At 63.9% G+C, this 2,167-nt stretch carries 2 protein-coding genes; both read left to right on the top strand.

Features of this window, described 5'->3' with window-relative positions; genetic code table 11:
- Window positions 1-462 (top strand): phosphopantetheine-binding protein (locus tag D906_RS26385; protein ID WP_256576316.1); only part of this gene is annotated, 462 nt, incomplete at its 5' end.
- A gap of 11 nt (window positions 463-473) precedes the next feature.
- Window positions 474-2,167, top strand: a 1,694-nt coding sequence (locus tag D906_RS26380; protein ID WP_177410821.1) for a condensation domain-containing protein, incomplete at its 3' end; no start/stop codon positions are given.

Here is a 2,167-nt window from a genome sequence, read left to right as displayed (position 1 = left end):
CACCTCAGGCTCGGCCTGGCCGACTACATGGTCCCGACCCACTTGCTGTTCCTCGAACGCCTGCCGGTGACGGCCAACGGCAAGCTGGACCGCAAAGCCCTGCCCAAGCCCGATGCCAGTGTGCTGCAGGACAGCTACGTGGCCCCGTGCAGCGAGCTGGAACGGCAGGTCGCGGCGATCTGGGCAGACGTGCTGAAGCTCGAAAGGGTCGGCCTGAACGATGGCTTCTTCGCCCTGGGTGGCCATTCGCTGTCGGCCACCCAGGTGATCGTGCGTGTTCGCGAGGCGACAGGCATCGACGCCACCTTGAAGGAGCTGTTCGAGCATCCCCTGCTGGCGGATTTCTCGCGTCGCCTCGAAGAGAAAAATCAGCAAATCGATCCGATTCAGGCAGAACTGGCTAAATCGCTGGAGGCGCTCAAACGTCTAACCACGGAGGAAATTGATGAACTGATTTCATAGGGGATACATCAGTGCAAGCGTTGCTCGACTCCGTCAAATCGTTGTCCACCAAAGAGCGTCACGCTCTGGCCATGCTCCTGAAGCGTCAGGGAATCAACTTGTACGGAGTCGCGCCGATCCCTGCGAGAGCGCCGGGGGAGGCGCTGGCGTTGTCCTACGCCCAGCAGCGGCAATGGTTTCTCTGGCAAATGGACCCCCAGGGCAGCGCATACAACATTCCGGTCGCCCTGCGTCTGAAGGGCGATCTTGACCTTCAGGCGCTGCAGGCCAGCTTCGATGCCCTGATCGCGCGGCACGAAACCCTGCGTACCACCTTTCACCTCGACAGTGACCAGCCGGTGCAGGTGATTCACCCCGAAGCGCCCGTCGAGCTGGTCATCGATACACTCAAGGCAGTCGATGCCGATGCCAGCGCGGCATTGAAGGCATGGGTCGAGCAGGAAGTTCAGCAGCCATTCGACCTGGAGCAGGGGCCCTTGCTGCGGGTCAAGCTGTTGCGTCTGGCGGCGGATGACCATGTACTGGTGCTGACCCTGCACCACATCGTCTCCGATGGCTGGTCGACGCCGATCATGGTCGACGAGCTGGTGCGTTTCTACGAGGCCGGCAAGTCCGGGCACGCGCTGCAATTGCCGCCGCTCCCTGTGCAGTATGCCGACTACGCGTTGTGGCAACGGCAGTTCATGGAAGCGGGCGAACGCGAGAAGCAACTGGGCTACTGGACGGCCCATCTGGGGGATGAACAGCCGGTACTGGAGTTGCCGCTGGACCGCCCGCGCGGTGCAGTGCAGAGCCATGCAGGGGCACGCCTCGACATCGCCATTGCCGATGCGCTGGCAGATTCGCTGAAGCAGTTGGCCAAGCGCCAGGGCGTGACCCTGTTCACCTTGCTGCTGGCAAGCTTCCAGGCGTTGCTGCACCGCTACAGCGGGCAGAACGACATCCGCGTCGGCGTCCCGATCGCCAACCGCACTCGCAGCGAAGTCGAGGGGCTCATCGGCTTCTTCGTCAACACCCAGGTCCTCAAGGCCGAATTCGACCTGAGCACCACCTTCGACGCGCTGGTCGCGCAGGTTCACCAGGCCGGGCTCGGCGCACAGGCGCATCAGGACCTGCCGTTCGAGCAACTGGTCGAAGCCCTGCAGCCAGAGCGCAGCCTCAGCCATAGCCCGTTGTTCCAGGTGATGCACAACCACGGCAGCGAGGGCAGGGGCCACACGCGGCGCCTGCCAGGCCTGACCCTGGAAGCGCTCGACTGGGAAATCCATACCACCCAGTTCGACCTTGCATTGAACACTGTCGAGCATGAACACGGCATCGGTGCGTTCCTGACCTACGCAACGGCCTTGTTCGATGAAGCCACCATCGCCCAGCTCGCCGGGCACTGGCAGGGCCTGTTGGCCGCCATCGTCGCACAGCCGCAGCAGCGCATCGCCGAGCTGCCGCTGCTGAATGCCGCGCAGCAGCAACAGGTGGTTTACGACTGGAACCGCACCCACGCCGACTACCCGCTGGAGCAGTGCCTGCAGCAACTGATCGAGGCGCAAGTCGCCGCCACCCCGGACGCACCGGCGCTGGTGTTTGCCGAACAGGCCCTGAGCTACCGTGAGCTGAACCGGCGCGCCAACCAGCTGGCGCACAAGCTGCGCGAACAGGGCGTGGGGCCGGACGTGCTGGTGGGCATTGCCGCCGAGCGCAGCGTGGA

Origin of the sequence: Pseudomonas sp. LAIL14HWK12:I1 (assembly GCF_003202095.1) — a bacterium.
Classification (GTDB): domain Bacteria; phylum Pseudomonadota; class Gammaproteobacteria; order Pseudomonadales; family Pseudomonadaceae; genus Aquipseudomonas; species Aquipseudomonas monteilii.
The sequence above is the reverse complement of the archived record's forward strand: the minus strand, read 5'-3'. Positions and strand labels throughout refer to the sequence as shown.